The sequence below is a fragment of the Streptomyces sp. AC555_RSS877 genome (assembly GCF_019049245.1).
In the GTDB taxonomy this organism is placed as follows: Bacteria; Actinomycetota; Actinomycetes; order Streptomycetales; family Streptomycetaceae; genus Streptomyces.
The window spans coordinates 303281-320198 of record NZ_JAGMUK010000040.1 but is presented as its reverse complement, the minus strand read 5'-3'; the positions used below and the strand labels follow the sequence as shown (position 1 = coordinate 320198).

Below are 16918 nucleotides of genomic sequence, written 5' to 3'. Positions count from 1 at the left end.
CGGCATGCAGCCACGACGTACAGCACACGTGCTGTCCCCGTCCCCCATCCGCACCAGGAACGAGACAGTGAGCCTCACCTTCGAGAACATCACGCTCGGCCAGCGCGTCCTCTTCGGGTACGGCCGCGCCGCCCGGAACCTCACCGCGGAGGTCGACCGCCTGCGCGCCCGCCGGGTCATGGTGATCGCCGCGCCCTCCGAGGCCGGGATCGCCGACCGTGTCACCGCCGGCCTTCCGGTGGTGCTCCGGCACAGCGACGTACGCCCCCACGTGCCGGTCGCACAGGCCGAGGCCGCGCGGACCGCGGCCGCCGAATGCCGCGCCGACCTCCTGGTCTGTGTGGGCGGCGGATCCACGACCGGACTGGCCAAGGCGGTGGCGCTCACCACGCGGCTGCCGATCGTCGCCGTACCGACGACCTACGCCGGGTCGGAGGCCACCAACGTCTGGGGGCTCACGGAGGCCTCCCGCAAGACCACCGGCGTCGACGACACCGTCCTCCCTGCCACCGTGGTGTACGACTCCGAACTCACCCTGTCGCTGCCCGTCGGCCTCTCGGTGGCCTCGGGGCTCAACGCCGTCGCCCACTGCGTCGACTCCATGTGGGCCCCGCGTGCCAACCCCGTCAACCAGGCCTTCGCGATGGAGGGCCTGCGGGCCGTCGCCGAGGGGCTGCGGCGCGTCGTCCGCGAGCCGGGCGACATCGCGGGGCGGGACGCCACGCTGTACGGCTGCTACCTGGCCGGGGTGGCCTTCGCCTCCGCGGGCTCGGGGCTCCATCACAAGATCTGTCATGTGCTGGGCGGCGCGTACGACCTCCCGCACGCGCAGACCCATGCCACCGTGCTGCCCTACGTTCTGGAGCTCAACGCCCCGGGGGCGCCTGACGCGGCACAGCGCATCGCCGCCGCTCTGGGCAGTGCCGCACCGGTGGCCGGACTGAACGCGTTCCGCGAGGAACTCGACGCCCCGCGCGCGCTGGCCGACTACGGCATGCGGCGCGAGGACATCACCGAGGCGGCCCGGCTGGTCCTGCCGTACGTGCCTGCGCAGAACCCTGCCCCGGTCGGTGTCGAAGCACTCACCGAACTGCTCACACGTGCCTGGTCGGGCGAGCCCGCCCGGGACCGAAAGGCGGCCTGACATGGATGGCACGGACACGACGGACTTCACCACCGCCTCCGACAACCCGCACCTGTCCCGCCCGCCGGTGTTGCACGGCGCACCACTGGCCGAGGCGGGACTGGTGGTGTACGCGGTGCACGGGCGGGGCCAGGGCCCGGCCTTCATGGTCGAGCAGGCGGACCGCGTCGGTCTCCCCGGAGTGGCGTGGGTGGCACCGCGGGCCGCGGCCGACACCTGGTATCCGCAAAGCTTCCTGGCGCCCCCGGCGGAGAACCAGCCGCACCTGGACCACGCGCTCGACGCGGTGCGGACGCACCTCGCCGACCTCGTCCGCCTGGGCCGGGCGCCGCGGGAGGTGGTCCTGTTCGGCTTCTCCCAGGGAGCCTGTCTGCTCGCCGAGTACCTGCTGAGGGACCAGCCGGCGTGCGCGAGCGCGTTCCTGCACACCGGCGGCTACCTCGGTCCGGGGGCCCGTCCCTCGTCAGCCGCCCCGGGAGGAGCCCTGTCCGGCACCGAGATCGTGCTCCTGTGCGCGGAGGAGGACGAGTTCGTTCCGCTGGTCCGGGTCGAGAAGACGGCCGGCACCCTGGCCGCACTGGGCGCGAGAATCGAGCTGACCACGTACGACGATCCGCTGCACCATCTCAACGAGGACTCGGTCGTGCGGCTGCGCCGGATGCTGCGCTCGCGTCTGCTCGAACGGACCGAGCAGTGACAGCGGCAGGAGGCGAAGGTCGGCGGATGCGGCGAAATCGTGCCGGCGAATCCATTGATTGTATGACGAGCCGGCCGTAGCCTCACTGGCGTGGAGCAAGAAGGCTCGTGGGCAAAGAAGCCCGACTCGCGCATGGAATCGGCCGTGGTGATGGCCGACCTGCGGCAGCGCGTCCTGCGGACAGTGCGCGAGGACATCTGCTCGTCCCGGCTCGCGCCGGGGCAGCGCCTCGACGAGAACCTGGTGGTGACGCAGACCGGCGTCTCGCGCCGGGTCGTGCAGCAGGCTCTCCGTGACCTCTCCGAGCAGGGCTGGCTGACCACCGGGGACGGGGGCTGCGTCGTGCGCGTGCCCTCGCCGGAAGAGGCCTTGGAGATCGACGAGGTCCGGCGCGCGCTGGAGGAGGTCACGGTGCGCCGCTTCGTCGCACAGGCTTCCGACTCCCAGCTCCGGGCGCTGCACGCGACGCTGCTGGAGTTCGAGGACCTCGCGCTGCTCCCACCGGATCCTGCCGCCCTGCTGCAGGCCAGGGACAACTTCTACGGCCTGCTGCTGCGCGCCGCCGGCGTGATGGCCACCCTGGACGCCCTGGTCAAGCTGCGGGCGCGGATCATCGTGCTGATGTGCGCCTCCCTGTGCGCGCCGGGCCGCGCCCGCCTCGCGGGGGCCGAGCTGCGCGAGATCTACGCGGCACTGGCCGACCGGGATGCCGAGCGGGCCGTCCTGGCCTGCTGCGCCCACGTGGACCGTTCCTACGAGGCGGGCTTCCGGGCACTGAAGACCGTCGGCGGACCGCGCCCCGGCGAAGCGCGGGACTGAACACCGCCACCGGCACACCCCGGCCCTCGGGGCGACCTGGGCGATCCCACGGTTCGTGAAGCCGGGCCCCGCGCAGAAGGCGCTCCTCCACCGCCCGCTCCGGTCATCAGATACGGCCTCACCCATTGCCCTGCACCCACAGCACTCGATATTGTATGACGATCATACAGATCCTCGTCCGACGGAGTGCGTCGGTCGATCCCTGGCCGTTTCCCGACTCACAGGAGCCCCACTGATGAGCACCGGTACCTCCGCGGCGGCCCCCGCCCTCGTACAAGAAGCCGTGCTCCGCCGGTCCGTCCGGCGTCGTCGGCTCGCCTTCTACGGCCCGGCCTTCGTCGCCGCCGTCGCCTACGTCGACCCCGGCAACTTCGCCACCAACTTCCAGGCCGGAGCCCGACACGGCTACCTGCTCGTCTGGGTGCTCGTCTCCGCCTGTGCGGTGGCGATGTTCATCCAGTACCTCTCCGCCAAGACGGGCCTGGCCACCGGCCGCGACCTGCCCACTCTGTGCCGGGACACCTTCCGCCGACCGGTCGTCGTCGGGCTGTGGGCACAGGCCGAGGTCGTGGCCATGGCCACCGACCTGGCGGAGTTCGTGGGTGCCGCGATCGGCCTCTATCTGCTCTTCGGCATCCCCATGCTGCCCGCCGCGCTGATCACCGCGGTGGTGAGCTTCGCGATCCTGGCCCTCCAGCGGCGCGGCTACCGCCCCTTCGAGCTGGCGATCGTGTTCCTGCTCGGTGTGATCGCCCTGGGCTTCGCGTACACCCTCGTCGTCGCCGGCCGTCAGTCCCCCTCGGAGCTGGCATCGGGGATGCTGCCCCTCTTCCACGGCACCGACTCGGTCGTCCTGGCCATCGGCATCATCGGTGCAACGGTGATGCCCCACGTCATCTACCTGCACTCGGCCCTGACCGCGCAACGGCAGGCGCCGGAAGGACCTGCCGAGCGCAAGCGCGCCCTGCGCACGCTGCGCGTCGACACCACGCTGGGCCTGACCATGGCAGGACTCATCAATCTCTCGATGCTCTGCGTCGCGGCCGCCGTCTTCCACGGCGCCGGAGGCTTCGACGGCAGCCTGGGCGGCGCCCACCAGGGGTTCACCCAGCTCGTCGGCGGTGGCGCCGCGCTGGCCTTCGCCGCCGCGCTCCTGGCATCCGGCCTCTCCTCGTCCGGCGTGGGCACCTACTCCGGCCAGGTCATCATGGAGGGATTCCTGCGGACGCGGATCCCCCTCTTCCTGCGACGGGCCATCACCATGGCGCCCTCGCTGGTCGTCCTCGCGCTCGGAGTGTCGCCGGACAAGGTGCTGGTGATGTCACAGGTGGTGCTCTCGTTCGGCATCCCCTTCGCGCTGATCCCGCTGGTTCTGATCAGCCGCCGCAGGGACCTGATGGGCGACCTGGTCAACCGGCCCGTGACCACCTTCCTGGGGTGGGTGGCGGCACTGCTCATCTCCGGGATCAACGTCTACCTGCTGCAGCAGATCTTCTTCGGCTGAGCCGGGAGTCCCCCTCCAGAACCTTTCCGTTAGAGAAACGCTTGCGTTTCGCTCAGGCCCCCCGTAGCGTACCCGTACGAAACCGTTTCGTATCGATGGGAGCCCGGGCTGTGTCCAGCCACCGCACCAGCAGGCCGGTCTCGAACACCGTCCGGGCCTCGTGATGGCGGCCTCCCCGGTGTTCCTTGCCGTCGCCCTCTCCCTGATCTCCGCGATCTGCTACGCGACGGCCGCCGTGGTGCAGGAACGGACCGCCGCGAACACGGCGAGCGTGCGCGGCGCGCTGCTGCGCAGTTCGTGGTGGTGGGCCGTGGCCCTCAACGCCACCGGCGCGTTGCTGCACGTGGTCGCCCTGCGGTACGGACCGTTGACCCTGGTGCAGCCGCTCGGCGCGCTCAGTCTCGTGGTGGCGGTGCCGCTGGGCTCGATGGCCGCCGGCCGCCGGACCTCGGTCACCCAGTGGCAGGGCATGGCTCTCACCCTCGTCGGGCTGACCGCACTGCTGACTGTCACCGCCTCGGGCAGCGCTCCGCAAGACAGCCTGGGAGGCGGCGAGATCCTCCTGGTCTCGCTCGCCGCCGCCGCTGTCGTCGCGGCACTCGTCCGCTTCGCCTCGGACCGCTCCTCCTCGGCAGGCCTCGCGCTCGCGGCGGCCTCCGGCATCTCCTCGGGGGTCGGATCCACGCTGGCGCAGAAGCTCGTGGTCGGGCCGACGCTCTCCTGGAGCGTGGCGCTGGTGGCGGCCCTGACCGTCCCGTTCGCCGTGGCCGGACTGCTGCTCTCCCAGAAGGCCTACCGCAGCGGCCTCGGCGGTCCCCTCGCCCTGCTCACCCTCGTCAACCCCGTGACCGCGTCCGCCATCGGCATCGGCCTGCTCGGTGAGGGCTTCCGGTACGGCGGAACGGGCACCGTGCTCGCGCTCGCCGGTGCCGGGGCGGCCATGCACGGCGTGACCCTGCTCAGCCGTCCCCAGCCCGTCCACGGCCGTCGTGATCCTCAGCGCGGCGACCGCGATCACCGGCGCCTGCCGCACCGGCCGGCACCCGAGTCCGCGCCAGGCCCGCGACCCGTCCGGCTCCTGCGTTCCGGGGCGCCGTCCGCCGGGCTGCTGCGCCCGGTCAGCGTCGACATGTCCGGCACGAGCCGGGCCATCTGAAAGAGGGAACCCGAACATGACGACTCTTCAGCTGCGCCCCCGCACAGCCGTCCGCGCGGCGGGACTGGTGGACGTACCCGCCGTGGTGCGGCTGTTCGCCCCGCCTCCCCTGCCCCCGCCGTCGGTTTCGGGTGCGGGCAGCCCCGCCGTGGACTGGGAGCAGGCACAGCGCACCATGCGGTTGATGCTGGCTCATCATGCTCTCGATGAGGGCCAGGTGTGGGTGGCCGAGCGTGCGGACGGCACGCTCCTCGCGGCAGCGATCTGGCTGCCGCCCGGCACCGGGACCGGGCCTCCCGACCCTCGCCACATCAGCCTGGTCTCCCGTGAGCTCGACATCTGTCTGCCGAAAAGCCCGGTCCTCTCGACGGCGCTGAAGGCGGCCGGGCTCGACGAGCCGCACTGGACGGTGGTGACCGTCTGCGCGCTGGACGCCACGGAAGCCTGGGACCGCACCGTGGTCTCCGAGTTGCTGGCGCCGGGGCTACGCGCCGTCGACGACGAGGACGCCGCCGCCGTCGCGGTCACGATCTCCGCCGGCCACGTGGAGCAGTTGCGGCCGCACGGGTTCCGCCTGCCGCGCGAGGTCGTCGTCGCGATGGGCGCGAGCATGTGGCTGACGACCCGCCGGCCGCAGAGTCGTCGGCGTGGCTGACGCGCCCTGAGTCGCTGCGGCGCCGGCGTGGACACGGCAGCCGCCGGACCGGCGAGGGGCTGTCCACGGTGAGGGTGCCTCACGCGTACGCCGGCTCAGGGCCCTTGGTGTCGCGGAAAGTGCGGCGGTAGGTGTCGGGGGGCACGCCGACGGTGCGGTGGAAATGGCGGCGCAGCGTCGTGGCGGTGCCCATACCGGTCGCTGTCGCGATGGCTTCGACGCTGTCGTCGGTGGTTTCCAGCAGCTCCTGGGCGCGACGGATCCGTTGCGTCAGCATCCACTGCAGCGGAGTGGTGCCGGTCGCCGCCCTGAAGTGGCGGCCCAGGTTGCGTGAGCTCATCCGTGCCTGGCGTGCCAGGTCCGCCACGGTCAGCGGGTGCTCCAGGCGTTCGATCACCCAGGGGAACAGCGCCGCGAGCGGATGGTCGTCCCGGGCGGGCACCGGGACGGCGACGAACTGGGCCTGACCGCCGGCCCGGTGCGGCGGCACGACCAGGCGGCGGGCGACGGCGTTGGCGATGGACGAGCCGTGGTCGAGGCGGACGAGGTGCAGGCACAGGTCCAGCGCGGCGGCCTTGCCGGCGGAGGTGAGTACGGTGCCGTTGTCCACGTAGAGCACGTCCGGGTCGACCGCCACCCGGGGGTAGCGGGCGGCCAGGACGTCGGTGTGCGCCCAGTGCGTGGTGGCACGCTTGCCGTCCAGCAGACCGGCTGCGGCCAGCACGAACGCGCCCGTGCAGAGGGAGGCCACCCGCGCGCCCGCCTCGTGGGCCGCACGCACCGCGCCGACCAGGTCGGCGGGCGGTTCCTCGTCGACGTCCCCCCAGGCGGGGACGATCACGGTGTCGGCGTGCCGCAGCCGGTCCAGACCGTGGTCGGGCTCCAGCCGGAACCGGCCGACGCGCACGGCGCCCGACCCGCAGACGGCCAGGTCGTACCAGGGGCCGGTCACGGCGGCCGGGGCGGGGCCGAACACCTCGGAGGCCACGGCCAGTTCGAAGTGCAGCATCCCGTCGGTGACGACCAGCGCGACAGTAACCATGTCCGTAATTGTACGCAGCATGGCGTTCCGGCCACTCACGGTGCCGCACCCGCCCTCGGCACGATGTCCGTGGCTGATCAATTCGAGCGCGGGGAGAAGAAGTCATGGAGTCGGGACACAAGGTGGCCGTGTTCGGCGCGTACGGGCACACCGGGCGGTTCGTGGTGGCAGAGCTGCGGGCTCGCGGGTTCGTCCCGGTGCTCTCCGGCCGCGACGCCGACAAGCTGCGCGCACTCGCGGCGTCCGAACCCGGACTCGACGTCCGGCCGGCGTCGGTCGACGACGCGGCCTCGCTCGACCGCGCGCTGGACGGCGCGGCGGCCGTGATCAACACTGCCGGGCCGTTCGCCACGACCGCCGGTCCCGTGATCGAGGCGGCCCTGCGCGCCGGGATCCCGTACGTGGACGTGGCGGCCGAGATCGAGGCCAACGTCGACACGTTCGCGCACTTCACGGACCGTGCCCGCGCAGCGGGAGCGGTGATCGTGCCCGCGATGGCCTTCTTCGGCGGCCTGGGCGACCTCCTGGCCACCGCGGCGATGGGCGACTGGACGGCGGCCGACGAGGCGCACATCGCGTACGGACTGAACAGCTGGCTGCCCACCGCCGGCACCCGCGCCGCCGGCAAGGTCTCCAGACAGCGGCGGGACGGCAGGCGCGTCGTCTACACGAACGGGCAGCTGGAGTACCGCGATGACGCCCCGCCCCTCCTGAAGTGGTCGTTTCCCGAGCCGATGGGCACCCGGGCCGTCATCGGGGAGTTCACGATGGCCGACGTCGTCACCGTTCCCCGCCACCTCTCCATCCCCGAGGTGCGCACCTACATGACGAGCGAGGCGGCCAGGGACCTGTCGGCACCGGACACCCCGACGCCGACCGCGGTCGACGAGCGGGGGCGCTCCTCGCAGACCTTCGTCGTCGACGTCGTCGTACGCTCCGGCGGTGTCGAACGGCGGGCCGTGGCGCGGGGCCGGGACATCTACGCGGTCAGCGCGCCGCTCGCGGTGGAAGCGGTCCACCGCATCCTCACGGGGCAGACCAGGGCGGTCGGTGTGGCGTCCGCCGGAGAGATCTTCGACGCGCCCGACGTCCTCCGCGCGCTGTCCGAGCACCTTTCGCTCGAACTGCGTCAGTAGCGGACGTGGGATTCCCCGGCACCTACGGGTCGTCCTGGACCAGGCCGGCGATGTGGGCGGTGACCGTGTCGAGGATGTCGGTCCACGTGGTCGCGTCGCCGAGCACGAGGTAGTTGAGGGTCAGGCCGTCGGTCATGGCGGCCAGGTAGCGGGCCAGTACGGGAACGGGCACGCGGAGTCGCACGTCCATGTCCCGGCGCAGCTGCTCGATGAGCTCGGTGTACGCGTCGGCGTACAGCTCGTACTGGCGTCGCGCCAGATGCTCGAATCCCGGCTGGCGCAGGGCGTACTGGGTGAGTTCGTAGGTGAGCATGTGCTCGTCGGGGTGGGCGCGGACGTGGTCCCAGTACGCCTGGAAGCCGGCCCGGACGGTCTCCTCCAGCGTGGCCCTGGGGCGCAGGGCCTCCTTCACCAGGGTCACGTAGTGGTCGGTGATGGTGGTGATGACCGACTCGATCAGGGCCTGCTTGGAGTCGAAGCAGTAGTGGAAGACGCTCAGGGACACGTCTGCCTCGGCGGCGATGGACCGGGTCGTCGTTTTCGCGACGCCGTCCCGGGCCATCGCCTTGATCGCCGCCTCCGTCAGCTGCCGGCGCCGTTCGGCCAGCGGCATCCGAGCCATGTGCGCGTCCTGTCCTGGTGCTCGTGACCGGTGGGGCGTCAGCTGCTGTGGACGCCCACCTCCTGGAGTGAGTATCCCCAGTCGGTGCCGCGGTCGAGGCCCAGGACCCGGACGTAGCGGGCCGGGGTGCCGGTGAAGCGGGCCGTGTCCAGGCCGCCGTCGCCGGAGGCCGTGGACCAGGCGGTCTGCCACCTCACGCCGTCGGTGGACAGCTCGACGCGGTACGACTTCCCGTACGCGCGCTCCCAGTCGAGGGTGACGCGTCCGACCCGGTTCGTGGCGCCCAGGTCGATCTGCAGCCACTGGTCGTCGCTCCAGTCACTCGCCCAACGGGTGCCCCCGTCGCCGTCCACCGCCTGGCTGGGCGCGTAACTCGTGAACGGGTTCGACTCCGCCGAACTGGCCGTGGCCCGGGCACCCTTGGCGAGGTTGATCCCGGCCTGGTGCTGCTCGGAGGCGCCCCAGGTGCCGAGGTAGGACTCGGCGCCCCGGAAGAGGTCGTCCACCACGTCCTGGCCCGCGACGAGCCGGATGTCCTCGATCCAGTCGGGGACCAGGCCGACGTTCGCGGCGCCGTCGGTGTTGTAGTCGAAGGTGCGTGTGCCGACGGTCTGCCTGTCGATCAGCGAGCCGCCGTCGACGCTCTTGAAGGGGTACGTGACCTTGTTCGCGGCGTCTGCCCCGCGCGGGGCGGGGTGGTCGCCGATGCCGTTGAAGTCGGTGCCGTAGCCGTAGCCGACGCCGTACTTGTCACGCAGCGCGTCGGTGCGCTCGGCCTCCTCGCCGAACTCCTCGGAGCCGTGCATGTACTGGGCGACGAAGCCGCCGAGGGAGTAGACCCGCTCGGTCCAGTTGAGGTCCATCCAGCTGTGCGAGGACAGCACACCCGGGTAGTTCGCGGCCTCGAAGATGTCGAGCGCCTGGCCGGTGGCCTTGACGCTCATGTGGTCGATCTCGAGCATCATCTTGCGCTTCATCATGCCGCGCACCGCGTGCTCACCGAGTTCGGTGAGCCCGCGGACGTTGCACTGCGCGTCCGCCTCGTACGAGGGAACCTCCACGCCCGCCGGGAGGTCCGCCTCGGCCTCGGGCGCCGCGGCTGTCCCGATGGGGTTGTCGTGCTGGGGGCCGGTGCACTTCTCCGTCTTCCAGAAGGTGCCGGTCGACAGGAACTGGCCGACGTTGATAGCCGTTCCGAGGCCGTGCTCGTCGAAGCGGACCCCGCACAGCGCGTTGTCGAACTTGTGGCACAGGAACATGCTGCGCACGCCGAGCCCGTACAGCTCGTCCAGTCCCGCGTCGATGTCGGCTTTGCTGCACTGCCCGATGTCCAGGACCTGCTTGCAGCCGAACGGCTCCGAGGTCTCGACGCCCAGGACGACCGCCAGCTTGCCCTGCTTGATGACCTCACGCGCCTGCGCGCTGTCGAGCACGATCCGGAACCAGCCCTTGCCGGTGCCGCCGTACATCTTGTCGATGTAGGCCTGCAGGTCGTACGTCAGCTTCGCCTGGAGGCGGATCGACGTCATCTCGTCACAACTACGGTCCTTGAAGGGGTAGATGGAGCAGATCATGCCGTTGGTGACGAGGTCGTTGACGAGTACCCGCTGTCCGCCGCGCCAGGCGCGCTCCACCCAGGCGTAGTAGTTCGCCTGATGGGTCATCGAGTCGTAGGCCGGCCAGTCCTTGAAGGTCGGCCAGCCGACCGGGTCGTGCTTGCCGTCACCGCCGTGGGTGATGTAGTCGAAGAGCGCGAGCGTGCCGTCGGGGTAGTGCTCGGGACAGTCCTTGAGCGCGTCGGCGACACCGGCCGCGGAGAACGTCTTGCCGCAGATGAGCCGGCCGCCGAAGGCCTCGTTCGACATGAGGTGGTTGTGCGCGTCGACGAAACCGCGCACCTCGCCCTGGGCGTTGGTGCCCTTGAACGGCTCGCCGGTGACGTTGATCTGGGAGTCCGGCGCGGGTCGCGCGGTCGGGACCCACCAGTCGGTTCCGGCGGCCGAACTCGGCGTGGGGCCGAGGGTCATGGCCAGCACGAGGAGGAGCAGCGACACGACGGTGACGTCTTTGCGTCGGTGGTACGGGCGTTCAGCCATGGTCACTGCCCACGTCCCTCGGTCTGCGGGATGGCGCGGTCGAGGAGCCAGTCCGTCCGGAGAGCCGAAGGCTGGATTGTCATGACCGGCGCAAGATATGCGACGAGGATCGCGACTCCCGGTTTCCGAGTCAAGAGTCCGGGACGGTTGACCTGATGAGGCGGTGGCGCCTCCCGCACGCGACAAGCCCGTTGTGCCCCTGATTCTCCTCGGCAGGCGGCCGGGTCTCAGCCGCGCTCGCGGAGGTACGCCTCCAACTCGGCGGCTCCGGCCAGCATCGCGCGCGCGCGTGCGGACAGCCTGCCGTGCCAGTCGCTCAGCGCGGTCTCCAGCGGCTCCACCCCGCCGGCCGCCCGCACCTGGGCGATCAGCGGGGCGATCTGCCCCAACAGGTACCCGCCGCGCCGGAGTTGGTGGGCCAGTCGGGCGTCCCGTATGTCGGCCTCGTCGTAGACGCGGTACCCGGTCAGCGGGTCGCGGCGCGGGCGCACCAGCCCGGCGCGCTCCCATTTGCGCAGCGTCGCGGGCCGGATACCCAGCTGCCTCGCCAGCGGCCCGATGAACGTACCGCCGGGCCCCGGCACCGCGGCCGGCCGGGACACGGTGCCGGGTTCGGACGCCGCGGTGGGCGCCAGGTCACGCAGGGCGCTCTCCACGGCCCGGAGCGTGTGCCGGTCGTCGAGCAGCTGGGCGTGGCTGCAGTCGATGAGGCGGAACGCCTCGTCGACCGCGCCCTGGTTCACGGCCCGCATGATCGACGTCGCCGTCTGGTGCCCGTGGCCGGGCACCAGGGCGAGGAACGCGCTCAGGGCCCGCCCGTGGAGCCGGGTGTAGGTGCGGTAGCCGTGGGGTGTGCGATCGGCTGCTGGAAGGATGCCGGCAGCCTCGTAGTTCCTGATCGCCTGTGTGGACAGTCCGTGCCCGCGTGCCAGATCGATCGGCCTGAGCTGCCCGCTGCTTTGAAGGTTTCGTCCCACGGCCACGACGATATCGCGGCCAGGTCTCCACCGAAGGTTCAACGATAGCGTTCAAGGTATGCCTACTGACATCAGGGACACCGCTCATGCCGTCGAGGCCGCCGCCGTCATGAAGCTGCTTCGGGCCCGGCCACGGCTGCTCGCCCTGGGCGAGCCCACCCACGGCGAGGACACTCTGCTCGACCTGCGCAACGGCCTCTTCCGGCAGCTCGTAGAGCACGAGGGCTACCGGACGATCGCGATCGAGAGCGACTGCATGATGGGCCTGGTCGTCGACGACTACGTCACCTCGGGCACGGGCACCCTCGACGAGGTCATGGAGCGCGGATTCAGCCACGGGTGGGGGGCGTCCGCGGCCAATCGCGAACTCGTGCGCGGGATGCGGGAATTCAACGACGGCCGGCCCGCCTCCGAGCGGCTCCGCTTCGCCGGTGTCGACGGCCCGCTGGAGATCACCGGCGCCGCGAGCCCGCGCCAGGCCCTCACCGCACTGCACGGCCACCTCGCGGCCCACGTGGACGCGGACCTCCTCCCCTGCGGCTCGGACACCCTCGACCGCCTGCTCGGCGCCGACGACCGGTGGACGAATCCCGCCGCGATGACGGACCCGGCCGAATCCGTGGGGCAGTCGGGCGAGGCCCGGGAACTCAGGCTGCTCGCCGACGACTTGGTGGCGCTGCTCGACGCGCAGACGCCGCACCTGATCACGGCGACCTCGCGGGACGACTGGGACCGGGCGCGCCTGTACGGACGTACCGTCACCGGCCTGCTGCGCTACCACCACTGGATGGCCGACGCCTCACCGGCCCGCCTGACCCGGCTGGTGGGCGTGCGGGACCAGATGATGGCCCACAACCTCCTCGCCCTCGCCGAACGGGGCCCGGCACTGGTCCACGCCCACAACGGCCATCTCCAAAGGGAGAAGAGCACGATGCGGATGGGCGGGATGCCGCTGGAGTGGTGGAGCGCCGGTGCGCTGGTGAGCGCCCGGCTCGGCGAGCAGTACGCCTTCGTGGCCACGGCGCTCGGCACGATCCGGCACCGGGGAGTGGACACGCCGCCGCCGGACACCGTCGAAGGACTCCTGTACGCGCTCCCGGACGACCGCCACATCATCGACGCCCAGCGGCTGGCCACCGCCCTCGGCGACACGCGGCCCGCGCCCCGCGTGTCCCCCTGGTTCGGCTACGCCCCGATGGACCCGGCCCACCTGGCGGACAGCGACGGCATCGTGTTCGTCAAGGACGTCACGCGGAGCTAGCGCCACCGGCAGCCACGGGTCGCGGGGCCGTCGGCAGGCGCTCCCGGACGACAGGGACAGCCGTACGGGCTGTCCCGTCGTTCCGGCCACGCCCCGGTTGCTCATGACCGCCCGGGACAGGCCCGCCCCTGGCCGTCAGCGTCGGCGCGTCGGCTCTCGTGGCGGGTCACTCGCCCGGGTCGGGGGCCAGGGCCGCGAGCGCGTCGGCGGCGGCCCGGCGGAGCCGAGGGGAGGTGTCCGCGGTGAGGGCGTGCAGGCGCTCGCGCAGCCTGCCGGTGTCCGGTGGCGGCGTCCCCGTGGCCGCCGTCCAGCGCGTGAGGCCGAGCGCGGCGTGGTAGCGGACGGCTTCGTGCGGGTCGTCGAGACCCCGCACGAAGCGGCGTACGTCCTTGCGGGAGTTGGCGTCGGTGGCGTCGTCCGGGTCCAGGAGCGACAGCGCGGCGGCCCGGACCTCGCCGGAGGGGGCGTCGTCGGCCAGGCGCCGTAGCGAGGGCAGGGCCTGGGCCAGGCCGTCGAGCGCATTGCGTGTCCGCCAGACGTCGGCCCCGTCGGACGTCAGGTGATCGGCGAGCGCCCAGGCCACCGGGTGGCGCTCCCACAGCCGCAGCCCGCCGTCGACCGACGCGCCCAGGCCGTCGACGACACCGGCGCGCAGGGTGGCGTCGGGATCGTCCAGGAGCGGGAGCAGCTGCCAAACGGCGTCCCACGCCCCCGATTTCCCGATGGCCACGGCGGCTGCCGCTCGGCTTGCGCCGGGCAGGGCCGGGTCGTCGAGGGCCGTGCGCAGGTGTTCGGCGGCGTCCGGGGTGTCGAGGTCGCCCAGGGTGCGCGCGGCAGCCGGGCCCGCCAGCGGATCGCGCAGCCATCGCACCGCCGGGCCGGTCGCCCGCTCGTCGCCCCTCTGTGCGAGGCCTTCGAGCAGCAGCGCCGCCACCTCCGGCTCCCGCTCGTCCTCGACGGCGGCGGCCAGCGCGTCGCCCGACGTGCCCGATTCGGTGTGCACCAGCCGCCTCGCCACCGCGGTCCGTACCTGCGGGGACGTGTCGCGCAGCCCCGCGAGGAGGGAGTCGAGAAGCGGTTCGGTGCAGCGCGCCGGCAGCATGTCCAGGGCCCGGGCACGGGCGGCGCCCACGCCCTCCCTGGCCATGCGGACCACCTGCGCCCTGACAGCGGGATCACCGGCCCAGCGGTACACCAGGGTTCGGGCGCGTTTCCACACCGCCTCGTCGGGATCACCGAGCAGTTCGACCAGAGCCGGAACGTCGTGCGGGGCGTCCAACGCATCCAGCCCTACCAGGGCGTTGATCCGCACATGGCGGTCCGGGTCCCGCAACAGCCGTGTGAACGCCTCGGTCACGGCGGGGCCGCGCAGCCCCAGCCGGATCGCCGCGAGCGATGCCCTGCGCCGTACGTCCGGGTCCTCGTCGGCCAGCAGCCCCGGCAGCACCTCGGCGCCGGTCTCCCCCGCCCCGAGCCGACCGAGTGCCTGGGCCGCGGCGGCCCGCACCGCGGGCTCCCCATCCCCGGCGGCCCGGGCGAGGTGGACGGCGTGCTCGGTCCGGCCGAGCCTGCCCAACCCCTTGGCCGCCGCGGCGCGCCGCTGCGGGTCCGCTTCCGCCGCCGCCAACTCACGGAGAAAATAAGCGATCTGGTGCTCAGCCGGCATGGCAACCCCCGGAAAGGAAGACTCACGAACCGCCCGGAGGTTGCGCTCCGCACACTAGGCATCCGTGCCTCCACGCGAACGGCGCGCTCACTGCCTCGCCCTCGGGCCGTCGAGCGGTCCGCCCCTCGGCACAGTGGCCCGCGGCGCGTCTTCGCTCAGTCGTCCCAGCGGGCGGCGGCGAGGACCGCGGCCGCCGCCCCGGTTCCCAGGACGGCGCCGGCGACGACGTCGCCCGGGTAGTGCACGCCGGTGTGGATCCGCGAGTAGCCGACCGCGCAGGCCAGCAGGCCGAGGGGAACCGTGGCGGCCGGGAACGCGGGCCCGACGGCCGCCGCGAAGGCGACGGCCGAGGCCGTGTGGCCCGAGGGGAAGGACGCGGACTCCGGCATGGGCACGTGCCTGCCGGGAAACGGCGAGTCCTCGGCGCGGTGGGGCCGTGGCCGACGGACCAGACGCTTGCCGAGCAGGTTGGCGGTCGTCGAGGCGACGCCGACGGCGGCGACGCCGAGGGCAGCGGCGCGGCGCGACCGGCCGGGACGCAGCGCGAGGAACCCGGCGACCACGAAGGAGATCTTGGAGTGGTCCGCCGCCGCGGACAGCCGCCGCAGGGCGGAGTCGAGCGTGGGCGTCTGGGTGACCGTCACGGCCTCGTAGAGCGCCTGGTCGAGGGCGGCGAGATCACGCATCAGGCCTCGCTGGGCGCGATGTTCCGGCAGCGGGCGGTCAAGCATCGCTCTGCTCCTGGTTCTTGCGGGACGGAAGGGGGGTGTGGCCGAGCGCGAGGTGGACCACGCGCCGCCAGTCGACGGACGGGGCGACGTACGCGGCGCCGGGACGCTGCCTGGGCACGCGGACGCGCAGTGCGCCGGGACGCACCGTGCAGACCACCGGAGGGCGCAGGGTGAGCGCTTCGCCGTCGACGGCCACGGGGATGAGGTCCTCGTCGGCCTCGACGACCACGCGACACGACGTCAGCGCTGTGATGCTGCTGGCCCGTTCGCCGCGCAGCGCCAGTTCGGCGGCCTGCGCGGCGCTGTCCACCCGGATCGCGATCACACCCAGCATGCCGCCGTCGAGCCGCGGTCTTCGTCCGCCGCCGAGGGGATCGGCCCGTCCATAGGGGTTGTTGCTCACCAGCAGGGTCTGCGGGGCGTGCAGACGGGCGTCGTCGGCCTGGACGTCCAGGGTCGTGCCGGCGTCGCCGACCAGCAGGTCCGGCAACTGTTCGAGCGCGGTGGCCGCCTTGGCGTCCCGGTAGTCGGGGCTCTGCACGATCTCCGCGTACGCGCCGAACGAGACCGTGTTGACGAACGGCCGTCCGGCCACGTCACCCAGGTCGACGCTGAGTTCCACGCCGTCCGAGAGGGCGTACAGCCCGCTCGCCGGATCCTCGCGGTCCAGGCCCAGGTCCATGGCGAGGTGGTTGCGGGTCCCGGCGGCCAGGACCACGAACGGCAGCCCGTGCTCGGCCGCCACTCCCGCCACCAGGGCCTGCGTACCGTCACCGCCGGCCACGCCGAGCAGATCCGCGCCCTCGGCCACGGCCCGTCGGGCCACAGCCACCGGATCCGGGTCGGCGTCGAGGTCGAGCAGTATCACCCGGGCGCCCAGTGCCTCGGCACGCTCCACCAGCCCGTGCTGTCCGACCTTCCCGCCCCCGGACCGCGGGTTCATGATCAGTACGGGTCGCCGGGGCGGCCGGGCCGAACGGGAGCGCATGCCGTGCGGCGTCCGCAGGCGGCGCAGCGCGCTCCTCGCGCAGGCCAGCGCCGCCACCCACGAGCCGAGCGCGGCCACCGCCACCACCCACAGGCCGGACACGGCGTACAGGGCCAGGACGCCCAGCGGAGCGGCCAGGGCCAGCAGGGCGCCGAGCAGGCGCGCGACTCCCCGGTGTGCGAGGGCCCACCACACGCCGGCGCCGGCCAGGGCGAGTCCGGCCAGGCCGACCAGCAGGATCAACCACTGGCCGGCGCCGGCCACCACGGCCGCGACGGCACCGGCAACGCACAGCAGGGCGAGCCGGGCCAGGGCTCGCGCCGGCCCCTCGTGTCTGTCGGAGCCGTCCGGCTCCGCCTCGCTCGTCGTTCGGGTCGCGTTCATGATGCGTCGGGCGGGCCCTCGGGTTCCCGTCTCCCGCGTG

At 72.5% G+C, this 16918-nt stretch carries 15 protein-coding genes; 8 read left to right on the top strand and 7 right to left on the bottom strand.

Translation table 11 applies throughout. From position 1 onward, the window contains the following. Window positions 1–67: 67 nt before the first annotated feature. From KUM49_RS18790 to KUM49_RS18765, 6 genes are all read left to right on the top strand, one after another. Window positions 68–1144 carry a maleylacetate reductase gene (locus tag KUM49_RS18790; RefSeq protein WP_308406658.1) on the top strand — a complete coding sequence of 359 codons (1077 nt, stop codon included), beginning with the start codon at window positions 68–70 and terminating at the stop codon, window positions 1142–1144. A gap of 1 nt (window position 1145) precedes the next feature. Continuing rightward, complete coding sequence (locus KUM49_RS18785) at window positions 1146–1841, top strand: alpha/beta hydrolase (protein WP_217238003.1); 696 nt, start codon at window positions 1146–1148, stop codon at window positions 1839–1841. Window positions 1842–1931: 90 nt separating this feature from the next. After that, window positions 1932–2660 (top strand): GntR family transcriptional regulator, encoded by a 729-nt coding sequence (locus KUM49_RS18780; RefSeq protein WP_217238002.1) that lies wholly within the window; start codon window positions 1932–1934, stop codon window positions 2658–2660. Window positions 2661–2895: 235 nt separating this feature from the next. Continuing rightward, window positions 2896–4164 (top strand): Nramp family divalent metal transporter, encoded by a 1269-nt coding sequence (locus KUM49_RS18775; RefSeq protein ID WP_217238001.1) that lies wholly within the window; start codon window positions 2896–2898, stop codon window positions 4162–4164. A 163-nt stretch (window positions 4165–4327) separates the two neighbouring features. Next, the gene (locus KUM49_RS18770) at window positions 4328–5320 is read left to right on the top strand and encodes a DMT family transporter (RefSeq protein WP_217238000.1); all 993 of its coding nucleotides are present in this window, start codon (window positions 4328–4330) and stop codon (window positions 5318–5320) included. Between the two features lie 16 nt (window positions 5321–5336). Next, window positions 5337–5975 carry a hypothetical protein gene (locus KUM49_RS18765; protein ID WP_217237999.1) on the top strand — a complete coding sequence of 213 codons (639 nt, stop codon included), beginning with the start codon at window positions 5337–5339 and terminating at the stop codon, window positions 5973–5975. A 79-nt stretch (window positions 5976–6054) separates the two neighbouring features. On the opposite strand, the gene KUM49_RS18760 is transcribed toward KUM49_RS18765, so the two are convergent. Beyond that, entirely contained in the window at window positions 6055–7017 is a 963-nt protein-coding gene (locus KUM49_RS18760; protein ID WP_217237998.1) for a helix-turn-helix domain-containing protein, read from the bottom strand. 104 nt (window positions 7018–7121) lie between these two features. Between KUM49_RS18760 and KUM49_RS18755 the strand changes: the two genes are divergently transcribed. Then, window positions 7122–8153, top strand: coding sequence for a trans-acting enoyl reductase family protein (locus tag KUM49_RS18755; protein ID WP_217237997.1), 1032 nt, complete (start codon window positions 7122–7124; stop codon window positions 8151–8153). Between the two features lie 22 nt (window positions 8154–8175). Here KUM49_RS18755 and KUM49_RS18750 read toward each other — a convergent pair whose 3' ends face one another. The 3 genes from KUM49_RS18750 to KUM49_RS18740 form a co-directional block, all read right to left on the bottom strand. After that, entirely contained in the window at window positions 8176–8775 is a 600-nt protein-coding gene (locus tag KUM49_RS18750; protein WP_217237996.1) for a TetR/AcrR family transcriptional regulator, read from the bottom strand. Window positions 8776–8813: 38 nt separating this feature from the next. Beyond that, the gene (locus KUM49_RS18745; protein WP_217237995.1) at window positions 8814–10871 is read right to left on the bottom strand and encodes a discoidin domain-containing protein; all 2058 of its coding nucleotides are present in this window, start codon (window positions 10869–10871) and stop codon (window positions 8814–8816) included. A 227-nt stretch (window positions 10872–11098) separates the two neighbouring features. Then, window positions 11099–11848: a TioE family transcriptional regulator gene (locus KUM49_RS18740; protein WP_217237994.1), complete on the bottom strand. Its 750-nt coding sequence runs from the start codon at window positions 11846–11848 to the stop codon at window positions 11099–11101. A gap of 58 nt (window positions 11849–11906) precedes the next feature. Here KUM49_RS18740 and KUM49_RS18735 point away from each other — a divergent pair, with 58 nt between their 5' ends. Beyond that, on the top strand, window positions 11907–13109 hold the full coding sequence (locus KUM49_RS18735) for an erythromycin esterase family protein (protein ID WP_217237993.1): 1203 nt from the start codon (window positions 11907–11909) through the stop codon (window positions 13107–13109). Window positions 13110–13275: 166 nt separating this feature from the next. On the opposite strand, the gene KUM49_RS18730 is transcribed toward KUM49_RS18735, so the two are convergent. The 3 genes from KUM49_RS18730 to KUM49_RS18720 form a co-directional block, all read right to left on the bottom strand. Beyond that, the gene (locus tag KUM49_RS18730) at window positions 13276–14775 is read right to left on the bottom strand and encodes a HEAT repeat domain-containing protein (protein ID WP_217237992.1); all 1500 of its coding nucleotides are present in this window, start codon (window positions 14773–14775) and stop codon (window positions 13276–13278) included. A gap of 155 nt (window positions 14776–14930) precedes the next feature. Then, window positions 14931–15506 (bottom strand): phosphatase PAP2 family protein, encoded by a 576-nt coding sequence (locus KUM49_RS18725; protein ID WP_217237991.1) that lies wholly within the window; start codon window positions 15504–15506, stop codon window positions 14931–14933. Then, window positions 15499–16878, bottom strand: a complete 1380-nt coding sequence (locus tag KUM49_RS18720) for a diacylglycerol kinase family protein (RefSeq protein ID WP_217237990.1) — start codon at window positions 16876–16878, stop codon at window positions 15499–15501. The genes KUM49_RS18725 and KUM49_RS18720 overlap by 8 nt, the downstream gene beginning before the upstream one ends. Window positions 16879–16918: the final 40 nt, after the last annotated feature.

What these genes read in the sequence shown, in the direction of transcription:
- KUM49_RS18785 (WP_217238003.1), top strand. Translation starts at nt 1,146, where the DNA reads ATGGATGGCACGGACACGACGGACTTCACCACCGCCTCCGACAACCCG.
- KUM49_RS18775 (WP_217238001.1), top strand. Translation starts at nt 2,896, where the DNA reads ATGAGCACCGGTACCTCCGCGGCGGCCCCCGCCCTCGTACAAGAAGCC.
- KUM49_RS18770 (WP_217238000.1), top strand. Translation starts at nt 4,328, where the DNA reads ATGGCGGCCTCCCCGGTGTTCCTTGCCGTCGCCCTCTCCCTGATCTCC.
- KUM49_RS18765 (WP_217237999.1), top strand. Translation starts at nt 5,337, where the DNA reads ATGACGACTCTTCAGCTGCGCCCCCGCACAGCCGTCCGCGCGGCGGGA.
- KUM49_RS18760 (WP_217237998.1), bottom strand. Translation starts at nt 7,017, where the DNA reads ATGGTTACTGTCGCGCTGGTCGTCACCGACGGGATGCTGCACTTCGAA.
- KUM49_RS18755 (WP_217237997.1), top strand. Translation starts at nt 7,122, where the DNA reads ATGGAGTCGGGACACAAGGTGGCCGTGTTCGGCGCGTACGGGCACACC.
- KUM49_RS18750 (WP_217237996.1), bottom strand. Translation starts at nt 8,775, where the DNA reads ATGGCTCGGATGCCGCTGGCCGAACGGCGCCGGCAGCTGACGGAGGCG.
- KUM49_RS18745 (WP_217237995.1), bottom strand. Translation starts at nt 10,871, where the DNA reads ATGGCTGAACGCCCGTACCACCGACGCAAAGACGTCACCGTCGTGTCG.
- KUM49_RS18735 (WP_217237993.1), top strand. Translation starts at nt 11,907, where the DNA reads ATGCCTACTGACATCAGGGACACCGCTCATGCCGTCGAGGCCGCCGCC.
- KUM49_RS18730 (WP_217237992.1), bottom strand. Translation starts at nt 14,775, where the DNA reads ATGCCGGCTGAGCACCAGATCGCTTATTTTCTCCGTGAGTTGGCGGCG.
- KUM49_RS18725 (WP_217237991.1), bottom strand. Translation starts at nt 15,506, where the DNA reads ATGCTTGACCGCCCGCTGCCGGAACATCGCGCCCAGCGAGGCCTGATG.
- KUM49_RS18720 (WP_217237990.1), bottom strand. Translation starts at nt 16,878, where the DNA reads ATGAACGCGACCCGAACGACGAGCGAGGCGGAGCCGGACGGCTCCGAC.